Annotated in this window: 13 protein-coding genes; 1 reads left to right on the top strand and 12 read right to left on the bottom strand. The window is 40.9% G+C overall.

The genetic code is table 11. The features are described 5' to 3' along the window. Positions 1-4: 4 nt before the first annotated feature. From M1P97_RS22055 to nrfH, 11 genes are all read right to left on the bottom strand, one after another. On the bottom strand, positions 5-2,794 hold the full coding sequence (locus M1P97_RS22055) for a family 43 glycosylhydrolase (RefSeq protein ID WP_249390220.1): 2,790 nt from the start codon (positions 2,792-2,794) through the stop codon (positions 5-7). An 86-nt stretch (positions 2,795-2,880) separates the two neighbouring features. After that, positions 2,881-4,452 (bottom strand): RagB/SusD family nutrient uptake outer membrane protein, encoded by a 1,572-nt coding sequence (locus M1P97_RS22050; protein ID WP_249390219.1) that lies wholly within the window; start codon positions 4,450-4,452, stop codon positions 2,881-2,883. A 19-nt stretch (positions 4,453-4,471) separates the two neighbouring features. Further along, a complete protein-coding gene (locus M1P97_RS22045) occupies positions 4,472-7,471 on the bottom strand; it encodes a SusC/RagA family TonB-linked outer membrane protein (protein ID WP_249390218.1) in 3,000 nt (999 codons plus the stop codon). Positions 7,472-7,780: 309 nt separating this feature from the next. After that, positions 7,781-11,749, bottom strand: coding sequence for a hybrid sensor histidine kinase/response regulator transcription factor (locus tag M1P97_RS22040; RefSeq protein ID WP_195374556.1), 3,969 nt, complete (start codon positions 11,747-11,749; stop codon positions 7,781-7,783). 56 nt (positions 11,750-11,805) lie between these two features. Beyond that, complete coding sequence (locus M1P97_RS22035) at positions 11,806-13,152, bottom strand: sigma-54-dependent transcriptional regulator (protein ID WP_249390217.1); 1,347 nt, start codon at positions 13,150-13,152, stop codon at positions 11,806-11,808. Between the two features lie 79 nt (positions 13,153-13,231). Then, on the bottom strand, positions 13,232-13,897 hold the full coding sequence (locus M1P97_RS22030) for a Crp/Fnr family transcriptional regulator (RefSeq protein WP_195374554.1): 666 nt from the start codon (positions 13,895-13,897) through the stop codon (positions 13,232-13,234). A 62-nt stretch (positions 13,898-13,959) separates the two neighbouring features. Further along, positions 13,960-15,273, bottom strand: a complete 1,314-nt coding sequence (locus tag M1P97_RS22025; RefSeq protein ID WP_249390216.1) for an alginate export family protein — start codon at positions 15,271-15,273, stop codon at positions 13,960-13,962. A gap of 51 nt (positions 15,274-15,324) precedes the next feature. After that, positions 15,325-16,119 (bottom strand): cytochrome c biogenesis protein CcsA, encoded by a 795-nt coding sequence (gene ccsA, locus M1P97_RS22020; protein ID WP_249390215.1) that lies wholly within the window; start codon positions 16,117-16,119, stop codon positions 15,325-15,327. Between the two features lie 2 nt (positions 16,120-16,121). Next, on the bottom strand, positions 16,122-17,393 hold the full coding sequence (locus M1P97_RS22015; protein ID WP_249390214.1) for a cytochrome c biogenesis protein ResB: 1,272 nt from the start codon (positions 17,391-17,393) through the stop codon (positions 16,122-16,124). 2 nt (positions 17,394-17,395) lie between these two features. Further along, a complete protein-coding gene (gene nrfA / locus M1P97_RS22010; RefSeq protein ID WP_249390213.1) occupies positions 17,396-18,880 on the bottom strand; it encodes an ammonia-forming cytochrome c nitrite reductase in 1,485 nt (494 codons plus the stop codon). Positions 18,881-18,905: 25 nt separating this feature from the next. After that, positions 18,906-19,493, bottom strand: a complete 588-nt coding sequence (nrfH, locus tag M1P97_RS22005) for a cytochrome c nitrite reductase small subunit (protein ID WP_249390212.1) — start codon at positions 19,491-19,493, stop codon at positions 18,906-18,908. Positions 19,494-19,588: 95 nt separating this feature from the next. Between nrfH and M1P97_RS22000 the strand changes: the two genes are divergently transcribed. Further along, on the top strand, positions 19,589-20,422 hold the full coding sequence (locus M1P97_RS22000; protein ID WP_195374548.1) for an OmpA family protein: 834 nt from the start codon (positions 19,589-19,591) through the stop codon (positions 20,420-20,422). 250 nt (positions 20,423-20,672) lie between these two features. Here M1P97_RS22000 and M1P97_RS21995 read toward each other — a convergent pair whose 3' ends face one another. Then, positions 20,673-21,200, bottom strand: coding sequence for a hypothetical protein (locus M1P97_RS21995; protein WP_195374547.1), 528 nt, complete (start codon positions 21,198-21,200; stop codon positions 20,673-20,675). Positions 21,201-21,238: the final 38 nt, after the last annotated feature.

The raw sequence follows: 21,238 nt of genomic DNA, 5'->3' as shown, positions 1-21,238 counted from the left end.
TAATTTACTTTCCAATATGATATCGTAAAACACCATTATAGGCCGGTTGACAATCTTCTGAATAAAGTCCGACTTTCGATAGCGGGTAAGCAGCCTCCAAATGACATATTTCTTTTCCGTCTATAAACAGATAGAGGTCATTGTCTTTTTTTACGGCACGTATGTTATAAGATGTCTTCAATAATTCATTGATCCTGATCTTGTCTATGTGCCGTGACAGATCCTGCGGGTCTTTATTAATGAATCTCAATGCATCGGTCTTTACCGGAGAGAATGATAGCTTGTTATAGGCCGGATGTGAAGCAATTTCACTTTGGCTGTTCTCCCCAAGAGGATACCATTTCCCGTCTTTCACATATTCTATCACGAATTGATCGAACATATTCTCCACAAAATCATGCTTATCTCCGACATCATGGCGATTCAAATAAAGAGCATCTAACCAGACAGGGCTTTGAAAGCGATAGCCTTTCTCTATAAAGTCTGTATATTTGACATCCGGATAAATGGTTCTCAGGCATTCCAGAGGAAAACTGTTTTTCTGTAAGGTCTTGCCGTTTTTGACCATTGTTACATTTAGCGTACGTGTACTTCCGTTAATTACAGCTTTCACATAGTTGTCCTTATCCATATAGACCGGATAACCGCCTGCAAGACCCTTTTCGGAGAGGTTGGATACCTGAAATGAATATTCATAATTATTCAGCATATCCCCCTTCAGTATCTCAGTTTTGTTATTATCCGTAACCTTCAAGCCATTTGCCACACATTCATATTTTCCATTGATACATTCCCAACCGGGCATGGAGCAATCGTAATCATCAAAGCCTAGCGTATATATTATTCCGTCAAAAGCAGCCTTTCCCTCTTTAACAAACAGACCGGGGAAACCTGCTTCTGATCCCGGTAGTATTCCTTCAAATTGTGACTTCCCCGGAGCAGGAATGCCATCCAGAAGCACTTTTATATTATCCATATTTTTTTCTATCGTAAAAGTATGGTATACTCCAAAACGAAAATCTTCCGGTAAATTGAAAAATTCTTTTCGCTCCTTGCCTTGTGTACAAGTTTGCAGATACCAACCGGAGCGGATTGAATCCAAGCCTGCATTTATATAATTCTCCGCATCTTTCCAATAGGCTATGACTCCGGCTTCATTTGTCGCGTTTACTCCGGCTTCAAACAAATAGGATGTGCCTGATTGTACCTTGTCTAGTAACCCATAAGAAGATTTTGGGTTTTGCCATACCAACTCACCTCCGGTAATACCCCATTGATCGTTTGCCGGGAAAGTCCAGCTTTTCATCAAAGACGCATCATCAAAAGTATCGCCGTAAGTCGGTTTGGCCGGTTCCGGATGATATCCTTTTGTATTGGGGCCGGTTATCCCGTCTACATAAAGTGTTTTATCAAAGAATTGCACACGGTTTATGTATTGTCCGCGAGGTTCATGGTTTTTATTCGCCATATAAATAAGCCACCATTCAAAACCATTCGGTCCACGTAAAATATTAGGTTGTCCGGGAGTTAAAAAGATATCGTCTGCTTTATCTTCTTTCATATCGAATAAAGAAACATCAAAAAAGTTCGTTCTACGTCCTTTATTCGTTTCAATAGCCAGGACGTTAGGAGTATCTTTCTTCAATATGGCAACTTGCTTTTCACTCAAATTAAGGATACAATAATCTGCCCCTTGCTTATTATAAATCAACTCCCCGTTCAAATAAATCTTAGTGTCTCCGTCATGGGCTACACGCAAAGCGGCATTCTTTATCGTATTACTTATTTGGAAGGCCTTGCGTAACCATAAGAAAGAAGCCTGCCATTCTGTTCCCTTATGACGTGTAGTCGATCCTTCCACCTCTTTTGAAGCAAATCCGGATTCTCCTTTTTTCCAACCGGTAGCATTATAATTGGGTTGTATCCAGTTACCTTCCGGCCGTTCTTCCATATAAGCGAAGTACGGCTCATAAACTTTGCCATATCTTAATAGATCCACATAGTCCTCTTCCAAGGAAGTCTGATTGGATAAAACTACCGGATAACTGTATTTACCTCCATTCTGAAAAGTCAGTGGAGAATCCGCCTCTGCTACACCTAATTGGTAATTTCCCCATTCTGTCGATGTATGATTAGCATTATACATCATATAATAACGATCTCTGTACTTCATAACCCAGGGGCCTTCAGCTACGCGATTGTCCATTGTCTCCCAGGTGTCGGGTAAAGAAGCAAACTGACAAACCGGTTCACCGGAAAACTCTGATGGAGATTTCATTTTACGTCCCCAGATCGTATTCCCGTCTGTAAAACGAACCATATACATATATAACTGTCCGTCATCATCTTTAAAGACCATAGGATCGATCCGGTTATCCATCCAAGTTGCTTTATCCGGTTCCATATAGGGGCCTAATATATCTTTACCCTGTGCATGTACGATATGTACGGCATGTTTATCTTTCCCCCAATAATTGACTGACCAATATAAATGAAAATCTCCATTCAAATAGAACATATCATTTGCATGAATCTGGTTATCTCCGGCTCCGCTACCTTTTGTCCAGTCATTATCCATAGATACTACATGTACCGGAGTTCCCCAATGAACAATATCTTTAGACACATAAAAATCACCGTTCGTAAAAACTCCTCCGATATAATATTTTCCATTGTATTTCATTACGCCGGCATCTGCGACTCCTGGTAGTACCGGATTTTGGATATTTTGCGCACACAGGTCTAAAGCATAGGAAAGTATTAATAATAATATTACTTTTTTACTGATATTCATGGTAAAGATTATTATAAAAGTATCCTTTAATCTTCATACTCACAATTAGAGTGTGAAGATAAAGGATACTTTGTTAACATAAAATATTAATACATCGGATTCTGTGTCAGTTGCCCTTCACTATTATCCACTTCTATTTGCGGGATCGGCATACGTTTATGCTTACCTATAATGAAGTTGTTAAAATCTGCATCTCTACTCTTCAACTCATCAATGCCGGCCTGGGTATCCAGAAGTCCCCAACGTTTCAGGTCAGCCCAACGCCAGCCTTCGAAACAAAGTTCCAGCGAACGTTCCATCTGTAGACGTTTCATAAAGGTTTCTTTTGAATTCAGAGCCCCCTTCCACTGACTTGCTGCTAATTTAACAAGTCCGGCACGTTCTCTGACTTTATCTACATAGCCGGCAGCCTCCGTAATCGAACCTCCAGTCTCGACAATACATTCTGCATAATTCAACAGGATATCGGCATAACGTATGATACGATAATTGTTGCGGGCAAAATAATCTTCCGTTTCACGATAATAAGAGGTATTATATTTACGGATATAGCAATCTTCTTTACTTTGTCCCCAGTTATCCCATTGTGTGTTATCATCCGCGTCTGCTATTTTATAATATTTCCGGGACTGATCCGGGAAATCCTGCGAGAAACCGTGATACAAAATACTAGTATACAAACGGAGGTCATTCGAGCCATCCGCCCTCTTCTCTTTCAGGAATTCATCCACCAGCCATCTGCGTGCTTTTCCGTCTCCCCAACCGATACCACTCGGTGCATAAAATTGTGTACGCTGAAATCCCATAGCCATACTTGCATCATTACCTGTACCTCCTTTATTCTGATCATCAAACTGGATCTCAAAAACACCTTCTTTGTTATTTTCATCCAGATCTGTGAAGTTATTTTCTCTGTTATCGATCAATCCGTATAGTGAGCCTTCCTTATCTATTAACCATTGAAGTTGTTCTTTAGCCTTATCGAATTTGTGTTGCTGCATATAAGCTTTACCCAGTAAAGCTTTCGCTGCACCTTTTGTTGCTCTGCCGACATTGGCTGCATCCCATGCTTCCGGTAGATTTTCTGCTGCAGATAGTAAATCTTTTTCTATCTGTGTCCATATTTCTTCTTCAGATGCATCCGAAGGCACATAATCTGCATTTGCCGGTTCTAATATCAATGTTCCTTTTTCCCACAGCAAATTGATCTGAAAATACCATAAAGCCCTCATAAAAGAAGCCTGAGCCAATACTTTACTTTTCTGGGTTTCATCCATCTCTATTTCAGGAACATACTGTAAAACCTGGTTACAGCGGTAAATTCCCATATAGAAGAATTCCCAATGCTGGTTATTCCCTTCATTAAAATTGTAATTCGTATACAGAAAACGTGTCCAGTCGCCAAGTTCAATCCATGGAGAAGAACTCCATCCTTCGTCGGAAGATAAATCGTAACGAAACGACAGCCAACGCATCCAGGTAGGTTCTTTGTAAAGTGCGCTATAGCAAGCTTTCACTCCAGCTTCTGCATCTGACGCTGTTTTCCAGAAGGTAGGGACAGTTGCTTCATTGGGATTATCTATATCCAATAGATCCGCACTACAAGCTGTACATAATGATAAAGCGCTAACAACTAATAATTCATATATTTTTTTCATATCTTCTCTTGATTATAAATTAAAAGGTCAAATCCAATCCGAACATTACAGAGCGGGTATTAGGGAATGCAAAACTGTCTGTTCCTCTATTCCATACATTGGTATTCACAAAATCAGGATCCAAACCGCTATATTTAGTAAAAGTAATCAGGTTGTTCCCTGCAACATATAAGCGGAGCTTATCTATACCGAAGTTGTTTAGTAACTCTTTAGGGAGACTATATCCCAATGAAATATTTTTCATTCTGAAGAATGAACCATTTTCAAGGAAGCGATCACTATCCATCGAATTACGCTGGTCACCATATATAATTCGAGGCGTATCTGAATCAGGATTTACCTGATAAGGTTCTTCCCCTTTATCGTAGCGAATATAGTTTGAGTTATCGGAGAACAGGCGTCCCTGCCATTTCGTAACATTGTAAATTTTATTTCCAAATTGTCCATACCACATCATTCCGAAATCAAAATTCTTCCATTCAGCATTGAGCATGAGTGAGAGTTGCATTTTTGCCCACGGACTTCCACATATCTGACGATCATCCGCTGTGATATTGGCATTATCATCGGTATCTATATATTTAACATCACCCAGTTGAGGGCGTTTACCGTTGATCATGATCGGTTCACCCTTCGAATTCACATAATTATTAATCTGTTCCTGAGTTTTAAAGATACCATCTGTTTTATATAAATAGAACATAGATAAAGACTGACCGATCTCTGTTTTAGCCTGGCCTGAATAATAGACATCCTTTCCGTATCCCAGATCTATAACCTTATTACTTAGGGTTGTTATATTCATATTTACATTATATTTGAAATCTTCCACCTGATCTCTCCAACCGACAGTCATTTCAAATCCCTGATTTTTTAAACTTGCAGCATTAGCCTTCGGAGCACCTCCCTGATTACCTGTAGATAATGCAATAGGCATATCAGTTAACACATCACGGGTTTTAGCCACATAGTATTCTGCACTTAAACTTAATCGTTGATCCAAGAAAGCAGCATCAAAACCATAATTCATTGTTTCTTTGGTTTCCCATACCAGATTGCTATTTACGATTTTAACCTGTGATGCCCCTGGAACAATTGTACCTCCCAACAAGGTAACAATACTTTGATTGATCGTTCCTAAATAATCCCATTCATCAATGGAGGAGTTACCCAGGCGCCCCCAGTTTCCTCTGATCTTTAAATCATTGATCCATGGAACATTAAAGAAGTTTTCTTTTGAAATTCTCCAGGCGGCAGAAACAGACGGAAAGTTACCCCAACGATTTTCTTTCGATAAACGGGAAGTCCCATCCCGACGGAATGTTCCGGTTACATAATACTTATTATCGTATACATAATTAACACGGCCTAAATAAGAGATCATTGCACTTTTCCTGATGCTGTTAGTATTTTGCTGATTACTTTGACCAGCATTCAGTACTGTCAAATAATCATCAGTACCCAACTGTGGAAAGTTCAGACGAGAAGCCCATAAGCCTTCCCATTCATTTTTTTGATAAGTAGTACCTACCACGGCATCAATATGATGTTTCTTGATATCTTTATTAAAGTTCAGCGTATGCTCCACCAACATATTATAGGTGTTATCACGTTGCTTCTGACTTTCCGGATCACGGTGTTCCTGGTTCTGAGTCCAGTTACCTTCTCCTCTGAACCATGATTTTTCATAAAAATATAAGTCTATACCGCCATTGAATTTATAAGACAGAAAATCAAATGGTTTAAATTCTAACCAAACAGAACCATTTAAACGATTTTGTCTTTCTTTCATCTTCTCAAGATTTTCACGGGCTATCGGATTCGTTCCAAAAGTATTATATTTTGCTGCATCTCCATAACCATATCCCCCTGGGTTGTTTGCATCATACACAGGAATTGTCGGCATCATACGAACCACATCATTATATGGGTTTGTTTGAAGAGGGTCTTTGTTTATTAATGAATAAGCCAGATTTTCACCAAAAGAGAACATGCCTCTTTTACCCTGTGTATTGACACGGAAGCTGTATCTGTCGAAATTATTACCATAAGAAACACCGTCATTATTATAATAACCGGCAGACACAAAATAATTACCCGAATCTCCACCACCGGAAAGTGACACATTATAATCTTGAACTAAAGCAGTCTTAAATACTTCATCTTGCCAGTCTGTATCAAATTCAGAATGCTGCTGCGTTGCTGTAATACTGGCAATGCCATCTTTTATTGCTTCATTATAGGCAATATCATTATATTTCTTATATTCGGCAGCATTCATTAAATTGTAGCGCGGAGTCCACTCCAATGTTTCCTTTACACTGACACCTACTTTCATCGGGCCTTTAGTACCCTTCTTTGTCGTGACAATGATCACTCCGTTTGCTGCACGCGAACCATAAATAGCTGCTGCCGAAGCATCTTTCAATATTTGAATAGATTCTATATCTGAAGGATTAAAATCCACACCCGGAGAAGTGATCATTCCATCTACTACCCACAATGGGCTATTGTCACTTAAGGAGCCGACACCTCGAATTTCGATTGATGCATCTTCACCTGCTTTTCCGGTACTACGAACGTTTACACCTGTAGCCAGTCCTTGCAACTGATTTGCGATTGTACCGGCAGCACTCTTTTTCATTTCTTTTGTGTCAACAACTGCTACAGCTCCTGTTAAATCAGATTTTTTTACGGTCTGATAACCAATCACAACTATTTCTTCCAATGCTTTGGAATCATCCTCCATAATTACATACAAAGGGTTTCCTTTATACGTCATCTCTTGAGAAGTCATACCTATATAGGAAAAAACTAGCGTGTTACCATTTTCTCCCGATAAAGAGAACTTTCCATCAAAATCAGTTGTCGTACCAACAGTTGTTCCTTTTATTAAAACATTAACACCGATCAACGGCATTTTTTCTGCATCCACTACTGTTCCGGAAATAGTTACATTCTGGGCAAATGCTGTTACCGTAAATACAGTAAAAAACAGAACTAATAATTTCTTAATCATTTTTTATAGAATTAGATTTTAAACTTTGCGAAAGCCGATCTTCCGCCTTTTCAGTTAATCAATATGTATGTATTTTCTACATACACGAGATGTAAAGATTCAAAGATTACAATACTTATGTCATAGGCTTTTCTTTTTTCACGGTATTATTTATTTTTGTTTAGAACTCCTGATCGCAAATGTATTTCAATATGACAATAACAACTGCAACTATTTTTCCAATTAATACAATTATATAATCAAAAAACGCCTTCAGAGTGTTTTCTGAAGGCGTTTGATCCTATTGTTCTATTTTATTATCTGATCGTTTTATTTCACAAAATCCTTAGGTAAGATACCAAACTGTTTCTGGAAACATTTAGTAAAATAAGAAGGTGTATTGAAGCCTACCATATAGCAAATCTCGTTTACTTTACATTCTCCCTCCTTCAATAATTGCGCCGCTTTCTTCAATCGCTCCAAACGGATGTAGTCGTTCGGAGTCATATCCAACAATCCTTTTATTTTACGATTCAAACTCGACCGGCTCATATTTAACAAACTTGCCATATCATCCAGGCTGAAATCCGGATTTTGCATATTGGTCATGACAACATCATTTAATGTTTTCAAAAATGATTCATCCGCTTTCGTCATTGCCATCGTATTTGTTTGAACAAATGGAGAATGTGCAAAAGCGGCATGTAATTTCTCACGATTCATCAGAAGATTGGCTATAGCCACTTTCAGATACTCAACAGAGAAAGGTTTATCTACATAAGCATCTGCACCGGATTTTAAACCATCTATTTTTGATTGCATAGTTGTCTTTGCTGTCAATAAAATAATCGGTATATGACTGTAATTCAAATCAGACTTAATATGGTCGCACAACTCTAATCCATCCATTTCCGGCATCATTATATCCGAAACAACCAGATTTACTATTTGATTTTCAAGCACATCCAACGCTTCTACTCCATTTGTAGCCGTTAAGACCAAATAAACCGGAGATAATTGCTTAACTACAAACGATAACATTTCGGGATTGTCCTCCACGACCAATACGGTATGGCGATTCTGTTTCCGAACTGTTTGTAACTCTTCTTTTAATATATTCTGAGTTTCCCGGTCATTTTTCACTACTGCGATTGTATGTTCCTGATTAAGGGGTAAAGTTAAAAGGAAGCAATTATACTCTACAGAATCATCCATTGATAATGTCCCATCATGAAGCTCTGCTAATGAACGTGCTAAAGCCAACCCAATACCTGTACCTGATATCATATTCGATATGCCGTCTTTATATTGTATAAATGGTTCAAAAATCTTTTCTCGCATTTCCAATGGTATAACATTGCCATCATTGCAAACTGACAATACGAAGGTTTCATCTATTGTATTATGCAATAACTTCACATGAATATAAGTCTCAGAATATTTTATAGCATTTGAAAACAAATTACTTACTATTTTCGTCAGACCTTCGCGATCTACCGAGGCATACAATTGCTCAGGACAATCAATTGTGAACTCCAATCCTTTTTGACGAGCTAAAGGAGTGAAACGCGTATATATTTGTTGTAAAGATCCTGCAATATCACAATTAACAAAGTTCAACTTAAATTTTTGAGTCTCCGTTTTTCTGAAATCAAGCAACTGATTGACAAGATCTAACAAACGGTTAGTATTCAGATCCATAATTTCAAGGTCATCACGTATTTCCCCCGGTATATTTTGAGAAACCAGTACATTTTCAAGCGGGCTTTTTATCAATGTCAGCGGAGTTCGGATCTCGTGTGCCACATTCGTGAAAAAGTCAATTTTAGCAGTGTACAACTCACGTTCCTTTTCCCGCTCAAACTTCTCCATCGCTTGTTGATGCTTTTGTCTGTTTCTCTTCCTGAAATAATAAATAACCCCAACTATGGAAATGATAAGCAATAAGAAATACAATATATAGGCCCAGGTAGACAAATAAAAAGGAGGGCATATATGAATCTTCAAAGTACGCTCAATTTCATTCCACTTACCGTCACTATTTGAACCTTTCAAACGGAACCAATAAGTTCCATATGGCAAATTTGAATAATTAATCAAAGCATTTCGTCCCACAGTATACCATTCCTGATCAAACCCTTCCAGTTTATAAATCAGCTGATTCATTTCAGGAGCCTGATAACTTAAAGCTGCTGTATGAAAAGAAAAAGAATTTTGATCAGCATCCAACTCTATTTCTTCCGAACAAGTGATACTTTTTTCTAATGGAGAATGTTCCCGGTTAACAGGAAGTCGTTTATTAAATAAAAAGAAATCCGTAATGACTACAGGAGGAATAAATCTATTCTCAACAAATGTAGCCGGATCAAATGCTATAAACCCGTTTATACTACCAAAATAAAGATGCCCTCTCTTGTCTTTATAGCCCGATTGATAATTAAACTGATTGCTAAGCAACCCATTTGCCGTAGTATACACCCGTTTATAATTCGTATCCGGATTAAAACAGACCAACCCGTTGTTTGTTGTCAACCAGAAATTTCCTTGGTTATCTTCCAACATCTTATAAATAATATTACAAGGAAAGCCTTTTGACATATCATAGCGGGTAAAATCTTCTGTTTGAGGATTGAAGCGACAAAAGCCCGCCCCTTGAGTCATAAACCATAAACGCTTCTGGCTATCTTCATAAATACTGATAACCTTATCATACGGTAAAGAAGTTGAGTCATTATACTGATAAACGAAGTTCTTCCATTCTTTTCTATTGATATCATAGCGAAAAACTCCATTTGAATAAGTGGCTAACCATAGATTACCATTAAAGTCTTCTAATATGTTATAAACAAACATATTGGTCAGTTCCGGGATACGCGTAAAATCATCTGTAGCACGGTTATATTTTAGTAATCCAGATGTAGTACCGATCCATAAATCTCCGGTTGTTGTTTTGTATATGGAAAAAATATTGTTCGCATCCAGAGAATTAACGTCAAGGCCTTTCTGATAATGTTTAAGTTGTTTGGTTGATAAGTCTATACGGATCAAGCCACCGGAAAAAGTACCGACCCACAAATAATTATTGTCCAGACACAAACCATGTACATTATGATAAATCAACGGATGTTGGAATGGTTCTATTTTTCCTGTTGCGGGATCAAAATTAAACAGCCCTTTATCCTCCGTACCGATCCATAAAGTACCATCATTACTTTCACAAAATTCACGAACACGGCGTCCGAACTTTTCTATATTTTCGCGGGGATAAAACTTTTCAAAATAAGTCCATTGCCGGGGATAATAATTCACCCCTCCAAAATAAGAGCCTATCCACATACCTCCTTCTTTATCGCGATGCAAAGAGTAAATCGCATTATCAGATAATGCATAGGGATCATATTCATTTGACTGCATCAAATGAATATGGCTTTCTTTACCCAGATCATAAATATATAAACCGGACTCTGTCCCTACCCATAGTTCCTTGTCTGATTTAAACTGAATATCACGAACATAATAATCCAGCAACCGACGAACTTTACGCGTTGTCATATTGACTTCTGTTAATCCATTGGAAGAACCAATATACATACAATTGTGGGAGCCTATAATCCGGGTATTTATTATATCATCTTTAAATGGTTCATGACCATTAATATCTTTAAAAGAAATAGGTTCGGTCTTAAAGTTATCTTCTGTATAGTATAGATTATCATCGTACAGACTAAACCAGCAAGTATTTCCATTAAACCAAAAGCGGGTTACATTGGCTAATTTATTTCCATGTTCATCCCTATCTAAATAATTAGTCAATTGTTTATCCCGAAGGTGATAGTGGAACAATCCCTGATAATCTACGGATATCCATATATCATTATTCTCATCTTCTCCAATCATAGTGACAGCCCGTTCAATCACACTTCCAGTATTGCTAACCACATCAAAACGGGTAAAAGTTTCTAACATAGGATCATATATAAATACACCGGCATCAGTACCGACCCAGATATTACCCGCTTTATCTTCATGAAGAGCCGTTATAAAGTTATTACCTAAATCTGATTCTTCTTTTTTGAAAATACGAAAAGACAGTCCATCGAAACGGTTTAATCCGTCCTTGGTTCCAAACCACATAAAACCTTGTTTATCCTGCAAAATGGTATTCACGGTATTTTGTGAAAGACCATCTTTTATATCCAGTGTTTTAAAGTAATAATGAATATTATTCTGTGCGTGAAGAGTGAACACACATAGAAAATACAGATAAAAAACAAGTTTAGAAACCCAAGGCCTTTTCATGATATCATACTGGTATTAAATGGTTCAAATCAATAAACTGTAGTTGAAGCATATTGCTATAATTGCAATTTATATTCTTCTATCTTTCGATACAAGGTAGTCAGGCCGATACCCAGCAAACGGGATGTCTCGGTTTTATTGCCGTTTGTATACTTTAAAACCTTTTGGATATGCATTTTTTCAACTCCACTCAAGTCGAAGCCGGAATAAGTGTCGGAATTCGCCATTTCAGGATGCTGCAAGTTTAACGGGAGTGACTCTGGAGTGAGTGTATTGCCATCGGCTATGATCAGGCTGCGTTCAACAACATTGCGGAGCTCTCGCACGTTTCCTTTCCAACTATGTTGTTTCAGAATATTGATATATTCAGGTGAAACAATTTGAATAATCTTTCCCATCTTGACAGATAGAGAATCTACAAAAGATTTTATATGCAGCGGAATATCTTCAATGCGTTCGCGTAGCGGCGACAGGTGGATTTGAAACACTGACAAACGATAGAATAAATCTTCACGAAAATGTCCTTCGGCAATTTCCTTTGACAGATCCCGGTTTGTGGCTGCTATTATACGCACATTTACTTTGACCGGACGTGTATCTCCAATTTTTATAAACTCACCGGTTTCGAGTATACGCAATAATTTTGCCTGCAAATCAAAAGCCATTTCACCTATTTCATCCAAAAAGATCGTTCCGTCGTTCGCTTCTTCAAATAACCCTTTCGTATCCTTCATAGCACCGGTAAATGCTCCTGCTTTATGGCCGAACATTTCGCTCTCCAGCAAATCACGACTGAAAGACGAACAGTTAATTGCAACAAATGCTTTCCCCTGACGACTGCTAGCCTGATGGATGGATTGTGCAAAGACTTCTTTACCTGTACCGGTTTCGCCCGTCAGCAAAACGGGAACATCGGTCTGAGCTACTTTACGAGCCAATGCTATCGCTTCCTGAATAGCCGGAGACTTTCCTACAATTGTATTAAACGAATACTGTTGACCTACGGGAGATTTTGATACTTTTGCCAAACAATAGGCAGCCGTTGCTTTTTCCGTTGCCTTAGCGATCAATGGAAGAATTTTATTATTGTCGTCACCTTTAGTTATATAATCAAAGGCTCCGTTCTTTATAGCTTGCACACCATCCGGTATATTCCCGTGTGCAGTCAATAAGATCACTTCAGAAAGAGGGCGCGACTTCTTCAATTCTGTAACCAACTCCACGCCACTTCCATCGGGTAGTCGAACATCACACAATACGACTTCCGGACTATACTGCTCCAGTTGTTTTAATCCTGCTTTGCAACAAGAAGCCTGAAGGACTTCATAACCCTCCAGTTCAATAATACGTGACAGTAAATTTAAAATCTGTTTCTCGTCGTCAATGATCAATACTTTTCCCATCTCGCTTGGTTTCTGAAAACAACGGCAAATGTACAATATTATTCGTTTCTGCAAGAAGGCTACATATATAATATGAAATCTAAAGCAGACTGATCAAGGCTTGTTTATTCAATATTTTTACTTTCCCACGGGAAATACTGATAAAATTACTATCGACCAGTTTGCCTATTTCTTTAGATAGAGCCGGCCGCGTTACACCGAAATATTCAGCTAACTGTACCTGATTGTGTTCCATATCCACTATATCTTCTCCCTCTTTCAAATGATCCAATAAATAATAAATATAGCGGCTACGGATTCCACGGAAAGACAATACACGGAGACGAGTCATAGTACATTTATTACAACTCGTACTTACACATAGGAAGTTATGGAGCAATAGAGGCATTGAATGCATCATCTTAAAAAAAGAGTCTTTGGCTATCTTCATCAGTACGACGTCTTCCTCAACAGAAAATGTAGCGGGAAAAAGATTCTTTTCGGAAAAGACATGAGGCGTGGCAAAGGTTCGTGGGGCCTGGATTACTTCTACCCGGACTTCCACCCCGGAAACATCGACAACATCAACGTTCAATTTGCCTTCCAACAATACATGTATAGCCTGACAGGGAGATCCCTGATGGATAATAGTTTTTCCTTTCGGATAGTTTTCAAGCGTATACTCAAGGTTTTCAAGAAAATCTTCTTGCATTTTCTGCGTAAAATTCCTGAACAGAGGTATTTTAAAGATATCGGTTATGTCCATCAGTATAGATTTAGTGTCGGAAATGTTTATACAAAGTTAAGAACATTTCCGACACAAACAAATCACCACTTCGCCATAAATATGCGTGGGTTTATGTTTAACGACAGCCAACCCCAGTCTTGCCAACTGCCCTTACTGCCTCCTTTTACAATTTCCATAGTTGAAGTACCGAACATTGTTGAATATCCGGTGGATAGTTTGACATCCTTCATGATCTGCCAGTCTACCTGAAGATCGACTTCGGAACCCAGACCACGACCCAATTCTTTGTTATCTATCACCAAGTCACTGGTGATAGAGAAGTAATGATATGCTAATGACAGATTAACCTTTGAAGAAACATTATAGGCTAGTTTCACCTGATTATCCCATAGCCCCGGATTAAAGCCTGTCTTGAAAGGTGTTGCATAATAATAATCCATTGCTCCATAAAACTTATGATGCGTTCCATATAATGGATCAAAAGCTTTATATTTGGCATCCGGACCATCTGTATTGTTTGCACCGCTCAAATAGTCACTACCAAGAGCTATGCTCCATTGTGAATTGATCTTATAAGCAGCATTCAAGGCCCAAAGAAAAGCGGATACATCGCGATTTGCCATGTTCTTTCCGAACTCATAATAGAAAGTTCCTCCAAATGTCCAGTCGCCCGGAGCATAATACAGGTTTGTTCCAAGTAATTGCATATATTTAGTGTCAGACTTTTGAGTCTCCGGATCTCCCGCTTCCAACCCCAGGTTCATAAACATAAAAGAAGCATTGAAAACTTTACTACAAACATGCTTATACCATAAAGTCTGCATGTTTTTATAAGGTTGGGCTCCCGGATTATAGTAGGTTCCACCTGCATTCCTGTTGTCATTGTTCTGATTAAAAGCTAAAATCAAATGTAGTTTGTTTTGAGAGTTTTCATACCCTAGTTTTAGAGCATCATGATAACGGCCAGCGACATTCCAGTCTAATCCGCCAAGGATACGTTCGTCATCATAAATCAGGGATTGACGACCAAGTTTGGCGAAGATACCATGACCGAAATCAAGTTGAGCCCAAGCTTCGTTCAGTATAAAACGACCATTCTTGTCGATCTGCGGATCTTGTCCCCATACACCGACATGTTGGGCAGAAAGACCCAGAGACAGACGATCGCGTTCATAGTTCATAGACAGACGGGCACGATTACTGATGAAACCTGTTGGGGTCTGTCCTTCTTCACGAGGATTGGATGCCCCATTCCTGTATTCCGCCCGCGGACGTATCTGTGCACTCATGGAGAATGTGTTCTCCTTATCTTTAGCTGTTTCATTTTCATCAGCCTTCATCCACACCGAACCTAACAATAGTAATCCGGAAAATACAATCATCCGTTTTTTCATATCGATTATGTTTTAAGTTTTTATAAGTTCAATATTATACCAATACACTTCTTATTCCATATTATAAACATGCACACTGTTTCCCTGTGCCGACGGCAGATAATTCACACCGAACCAACATACCTGCAGGAGAAGAAATGCAAATACCAATAATCCGAGAGCCGCCTTATATCGCGTATGCCGATGAAGCCGAAAATGAATGTATAATAGATTTCCCAGCCACGTAGCAGCAGCCCATGTTTCTTTCGGGTCCCAGCCCCAGTAATGTCCCCAAGCCTCTTTGGCCCAGAGCGCCCCGAAGAGCATTCCGATAGTAAGGAAAGCGGTTCCTACATACACCAGATTATCGCATAGGCTCATCACGTTCGGATCGATCGCAGTCTTCCTTGAACGAACCAATAAATAAATGGCAACGACAGCCGCAGCCCCCAGCATCGCATACGCAAACATATAGACAATAACGTGCGGGGCAAACCACGGACTTTGCAAAGCAGGCATCAACGTCTTGTTATGTATCTCCGGTTTAAAGATATTGATACAGATAAAGACGAATGACAAAACCGTACTAAACGATAAAATCCATTTATACCGCCAACGCATATACGTTATGATCCCGGCCACAGGCAGAAAGAAAGAATACCATAAACGAGTCTCTCCCATCGTACGGAGCGGCGGACGTTCGAGCGACAACCACATTCCGACAATGAATGCCATAAAGATTGCCAGTCCAAGGATTGTCCATAGAAGCACCAGCCCGGATTTATTCGGGCGATATGCCATAGCTGCCCCTATCGACCAGCAAGCCACGGCAGGCAAAGAGAAATATATAAAATGACTCCATTCCATAATCACACAGTTTTTGTATCGTTAGCGGCCATTTTCCCCTGTTTATTCCCAGGGGCTAAAACAAAGAGACAGACAGAACCAAGCAACATCATCAGGATACCGATATATACGACTGGAAGCCACGGGTCTCTGACCAGTTCAAAAATACTGGTACGGCTCCATTTTCCTTTTGTTTCGTCATAACTAAGCTGATAGATTTTCCATCCTTCCATACTTAACGGCTTGTTCACTTCGATAAGTGCATCTGCCCGTTCCCCGCTTTTGGTGTAAACGGTAACTTCGGAAGCAAAACGTTTGGGTTCGCGTTCCGGCATCACCAGGCTTACAGAATCACTTAAGGGCAGGGAAACGTACGGGAACATGAAACTGCCACTACTGACCCACCCGCTTTTCTCCGTTCCGTCCACTCTATTCCGGGCTTTTACCATTAAAGCGGTAGTAGCACCTTCGGAGTGGAAAGCTACAAAGTTTAAGGTATCGATACTACGCACACAAGCTGCCAGCGGTAGAGAATGGGAAACTTCAATATCCCAATCGAGCAAACAGCCGGAGAAGGGAGCATTTTCCACCAATACGTTTTCCGGATTGTTTTCCGGCAAGGCTTTACCTGTCGTATTATCTATCGCTAATAGTTTGGGAGGGTATTCGTCGATCGTAAATGACTTCAGTTCGATAGCCAGAGGAAGTTCCACCATTTCGCCGGTTTCGTCGGTAGCTCGCCATTCGGGACCATCGAGGGAAGCCGTCATGCGGAGACGTTGCAGGTCGCCGTTACCGAGAATAGCAGCCAACAGCGTGATGAAGAGGCCGGCATGATTCAATATAAAAGGCGTATCTTTCCAGCAGAAACGGCTGATCTTACGGATCGTGACCAGCCCCAATACAGACAGAAAATAAAAGAACAGTAACATAAAAGGCCATGAAACCGTCATTTGCATGAAACCCAACCCTGACAGTAGTCCTCCGTGAGTAACCGTTGCGGAGGGAGCCATCTGCCGGGTCAGTCCCATGATGATAACCAAAACCATCCAGGCCGTCAAAGACGTAATACTCGCCGTCAAGCTGTAAAACCATTGCAAGGCAACGGCTTTACGGCTCACGACATAAACCATTATCAAGAAAAACAAATACACTCCACCTGTTAAGGCATTGAGGGGATACTGGAAAAGCGTCGCATCCACCTTCCCGGTCGTCAGTTGCAAAACGACACCGGTAATAAACAGGCCGATACTAATAGCCCACCCTTCGGTATATCCCCACGGTTGTTTCCACATAATCAGATCTTATCTGCTAAACGTTTGTTTGCTTTTGCTTCTTTGATCCATTCGGGCACGACAGTGTTCAGGAACTTTTCTTTTGCCTGACGTTCGGAAGCTATATCCAAACCGATATACTGTTGTGCTTTATCTTTTGTCGAGATATCCGGCATTGGAACTTCATCCGTGTAACCTAATTTAGCCAATACTTTGGAAACTGCCAGACGAGCCTGCATCGTTCTATCCAGGCCATTGCCCAGGATACGTTGTATTTCCTGCGGGGCATGGAAAGAAGCTCCGTGGGAAGCCACTCCGAAGTCCCAACGCCATTGAGCCTGGCGGATCAACTGCAATACAGGGGCCATTTGTGCTTCCGTAGCTCCCTTGTCCCAGGCAAACTTCGCTTCGATATGCGCTTTGGCCAGTTCCGCTTCCAGACGGTTACGCATTTCGTTTGCCTTGTTCTGGCGTTCGTAAACGTTGTTACGTAAAGTCTCTTCACTTTCGCGGTGGCAAACCTGACAAGTTCGGTCTATCATTGCAAGCGGGCTCATGATATGATGGTCGCTGTATTTCACACCGCCTTCGCTCTTGTACGGCATGTGGCAATCGGCACAGGAAACGCCACGTTGTCCGTGGATCCCCATCATGGCCAGTTCATAATCAGGATGCTGCGCTTTCAGGATCGGCGCTTTGCTCAATTTATGTGTATAGTCTGCAAAACCTTCCTCATCGTAATAAGCTTCCATATCTTCCACCGTGAAACCTTTATCCCAAGGGAAAGTCAGATATTTGCCATCACCCTTGAAATAATATTCCACATGGCACTGTGCACAAACCAACGAGCGCATTTCCTGTTGGGTCGCTTTGGTGATATCGCGTCCCTGGCGCTGGAAAGCTTCGATCAAAGCCGGACGGCTGATCTGCAGATTCATTGTAGTAGGTTCATGGCAATCGGCACAACCGATCGGGTTCACGATCTCGTTACCCATAGAAGCCCATTTAGCCTTATAAAAATTATCCACACCGACAGCCTGCATCATGCGGGGAACGTCCGGGCTCTTACAAGTCCAGCAAGTTGCGGGCTGAGGACCTTCGTCGGGTGTCATCGGAGAACCTACACGCAGTGTATGACGCATATCATCGATAGCATGCATGTGTCCGCGGGGGGAAGAATAGTCCTTGGAGAAAGCATACCCGGCCCATAAGATCACCATTTCGGGGCGGGCAGCCAGTACATCGACCGCCTGGTTTCCGTTATACTTGCTCTGGAAGCTGGTATCCATCGTCTGTGTCCATGTTTCATATTCACGCGGATAGTTCGGCTGGAATTTTTCATTCACCGACTCGATCCCTGTGATCTCTACCTTCTTATTATTCATAACACTGGCGATCTCCGCCCTCCGTTCATTGATAGAAGCGGCCAGCACGCCCAGTACAAAAACGACTACCATTGTTCCGGCAAACAATAACCAGCCTTGCCATGATTTAAGTTTCTTTTCCATATTCGTTGATTTTTATTTATTCGTTTTACTTAAGCATATCTTTCAGCCATTCAGGCGTATTGGTTTTCGGGTAAGGAACAATTGCCGAGGGAGTCGATGAGAGACTGTTCGAACCTCCATGAGGGACATCGCGGTGGCAATCCCAGCATGCTTTCCCTTCGCCGGCCATTGCCATGTTGTGGTCGACCCGTCCGGTGTTAACAAATTCGGTATTCAGCTGCGTGTGGCAACGAATGCAGTTGTTCATGATCACTTCGGCGCTTTCGTCGATGGCCTGGATCACCTGAGGTTCACCGCGCATCATAAAGACAGTGGCGTGGCGCATACCGTCCATTCCTTTGAAGAACCATTTCTTCGCAGCATTTTCGTGCGGCACATGGCAGTCGTTGCAAGTGGCGTTACGGCTATGCGAACTATGGTTCCAGGTGGCATAATAAGGCCCCATGATATGGCAGTTCACACAGGTAGACGGCTCATCAGACAAGTAACTCCAGGCCTTTGATACATAAAATGTATAAAAGCCTAAACCGCAGATAGCTCCCCCGGCAATTATGGCGAACAGTTTCCATCGCCTTGTGGGGAGAATCGAGTTTATTATCTCTTTTATCTTCATACAGCCTTAATTAAAGTTTAATTCTTGACAAATATCTTAATTCGGGTACAGGTAAAGTGTAATATATATTACATTGCACAAAATTTATTTGTCAAATGAGAAAGGTTTTATTCATGGCAGTCTCCGCACTGCTGATTTGCACATCATGTGTAACGAAAAAGAAATACTTAGAGGCTGAAAACGGACGGCTGGAAGCAATTGGCCGCGGGAATGCTTTGCAGGAACAACTTGTCGACTGCAAAGATACCGGTGACAAACTAAATGAACGGCTGGCCGCACTGCAACGGGATACGGCACGGCTGGGTTCCAACATCCGCAATTACCAGACGATGCTGAACTCGAACATGACACAACAGGAGAAACTGAACAGCCTGCTCAGCCAGAAAATGGAGGAATTAAACGAACGGGAACGGACGATCAACGAATTGCAGGATATGATTAACGCTCAGAACGAGAAGGTACAGCGGTTATTGAACAGTGTAAAGGATGCATTACTGGGCTTCAGCAGCGAAGAGTTGACGATTACGGAGAAGGATGGTAAAGTGTACGTTGCGATGTCGGATAAGTTATTATTCGAATCGGGTAGCGCCCGCGTAGACAAGCGCGGCAAGGAGGCGCTGGCAAAGTTGGCGGAAGTCCTCAACAAGCAGACGGATATAGATGTATATATCGAAGGACATACGGATAGCAAGCCGATCAATACGGCACAGTTTAAGGATAACTGGGATTTGAGCGTGATACGTGCGACATCGGTTGTTCGTATATTGACGAAGGATTACGGGGTGAATCCGTTGCAGATACAGCCTTGCGGACGAGGCGAATATATGCCTGTCGCCGACAATGAATCGGCTGAAGGTCGCAGCAAAAACCGTCGCACGGAGATTATTATGGCTCCAAAGCTCGACAAGCTCTATCAGATGTTACAGTAGATATTACTTTTCTCTTGATAGAAAAGTAATCAAAAGATCAAGGCTGCACCGGCTTCGCTGCTGCGGTGAAAGACTACGCTGTCGTCTGCGAACTCGCTGCGCTCAAACAGCGCAGCCTCCTCACGCTTCGTCTTTCCCCTCCGCGGACGCTCACCCGCTGAGGCCTTTCCTAGAACGCAAAGCGTTCTCTTAGGATGGCCGATACCGACAGTTGAGAGGCTTTCGGGGACAGCCGGGATTTGACCGGATATTATATTTCACTTGCGTCGATCAATCGGCATTTCCAATAAATATCCTCCGGGGGATAAGGTAGCCATAGATTCATTACTTCTCCTCCGACTTCCCTCGTTACATTGACGAAATAGGTAGAGATATTTCCGTATCTTTTATTTTCTGTCACATATCCCGACTGGATACATCCTCTTCCCGACAGTTCGGGATCTTTATATCCTTCCATCTCTGTATTCAGCGGGGAGGAAAAAAGGTAATCTTCTCCTAATATTTCGGACGATTCGACAACAGCCTTATAGGTGACGTAAATATATTTCTTATCCAAGCTGAATTCGGCGGCGATGGAATCCGGTAATTTACCTTTAGACTTATTGACAGAGGTACAAGTATTATATCCTTTAATATATACGGTATCACCATGGGTAGAGATCGTAATTTCCGGGTTCGATTTGTAGATAATGTGTTCCTTCAATTCATCATCATCATTTGAACATGCAGCTAATAGGAACATAAACAATAGGCTGAACACTAAAGATTGATTTTTCATATAATTATCTCTTATAAAACAATAATTCTTCATATAAC

The organism is Parabacteroides leei, from assembly GCF_023369805.1.
In the GTDB taxonomy this organism is placed as follows: Bacteria; Bacteroidota; Bacteroidia; order Bacteroidales; family Tannerellaceae; genus Parabacteroides; species Parabacteroides leei.
The sequence above is the reverse complement of the archived record's forward strand: the minus strand, read 5'-3'. Positions and strand labels throughout refer to the sequence as shown.

Excerpts from the sequence above, each read along its gene's own strand:
- M1P97_RS22025 (WP_249390216.1), bottom strand. The coding sequence starts at position 15,273 with ATGAAAAAACGGATGATTGTATTTTCCGGATTACTATTGTTAGGTTCG.
- M1P97_RS22030 (WP_195374554.1), bottom strand. The coding sequence starts at position 13,897 with ATGGACATAACCGATATCTTTAAAATACCTCTGTTCAGGAATTTTACG.
- M1P97_RS22050 (WP_249390219.1), bottom strand. The coding sequence starts at position 4,452 with ATGAAAAAAATATATGAATTATTAGTTGTTAGCGCTTTATCATTATGT.
- M1P97_RS22015 (WP_249390214.1), bottom strand. The coding sequence starts at position 17,393 with ATGTGGAAACAACCGTGGGGATATACCGAAGGGTGGGCTATTAGTATC.
- M1P97_RS22040 (WP_195374556.1), bottom strand. The coding sequence starts at position 11,749 with ATGAAAAGGCCTTGGGTTTCTAAACTTGTTTTTTATCTGTATTTTCTA.
- nrfA (WP_249390213.1), bottom strand. The coding sequence starts at position 18,880 with ATGGAAAAGAAACTTAAATCATGGCAAGGCTGGTTATTGTTTGCCGGA.
- ccsA (WP_249390215.1), bottom strand. The coding sequence starts at position 16,119 with ATGGAATGGAGTCATTTTATATATTTCTCTTTGCCTGCCGTGGCTTGC.
- M1P97_RS22035 (WP_249390217.1), bottom strand. The coding sequence starts at position 13,152 with ATGGGAAAAGTATTGATCATTGACGACGAGAAACAGATTTTAAATTTA.
- M1P97_RS22045 (WP_249390218.1), bottom strand. The coding sequence starts at position 7,471 with ATGATTAAGAAATTATTAGTTCTGTTTTTTACTGTATTTACGGTAACA.
- nrfH (WP_249390212.1), bottom strand. The coding sequence starts at position 19,493 with ATGAAGATAAAAGAGATAATAAACTCGATTCTCCCCACAAGGCGATGG.
- M1P97_RS22055 (WP_249390220.1), bottom strand. The coding sequence starts at position 2,794 with ATGAATATCAGTAAAAAAGTAATATTATTATTAATACTTTCCTATGCT.
- M1P97_RS21995 (WP_195374547.1), bottom strand. The coding sequence starts at position 21,200 with ATGAAAAATCAATCTTTAGTGTTCAGCCTATTGTTTATGTTCCTATTA.
- M1P97_RS22000 (WP_195374548.1), top strand. The coding sequence starts at position 19,589 with ATGAGAAAGGTTTTATTCATGGCAGTCTCCGCACTGCTGATTTGCACA.